Raw genomic sequence first — 236 nt, forward strand, 5'->3', positions numbered from 1 at the left:
CTGGTGCCGAGCGGAGACGTCGACGCGCTGGGCGACGCGATCCGTTCCCTGTTGACCGAACCCGATCGGCTCGCGGCGCTGAGCGCCGAGGCCCCGACGGTCGCTGCGGCGTGGAGCCCGGAGCGCTCACTCGATGCCCTCACTGCCGTGATCGCTGCGGTCGCCTCTGCGCCACCGCGTCGCTGACACCCCGCTCTCTCCTCGGTGCCGGAGCCGGCGTGACGAGGGGCTCCTCG

1 pseudogene is annotated in these 236 nt (G+C 73.7%); it reads left to right on the forward strand.

From position 1 onward, the window contains the following. Positions 1-186: pseudogene (locus SB753_RS41340) on the forward strand (hypothetical protein); the annotation flags it as partial. Positions 187-236: the final 50 nt, after the last annotated feature.

The sequence above is a fragment of the Paraburkholderia sp. SIMBA_053 genome (genome assembly GCF_046534895.1).
GTDB classification, from domain to species: Bacteria; Pseudomonadota; Gammaproteobacteria; order Burkholderiales; family Burkholderiaceae; genus Paraburkholderia; species Paraburkholderia caledonica.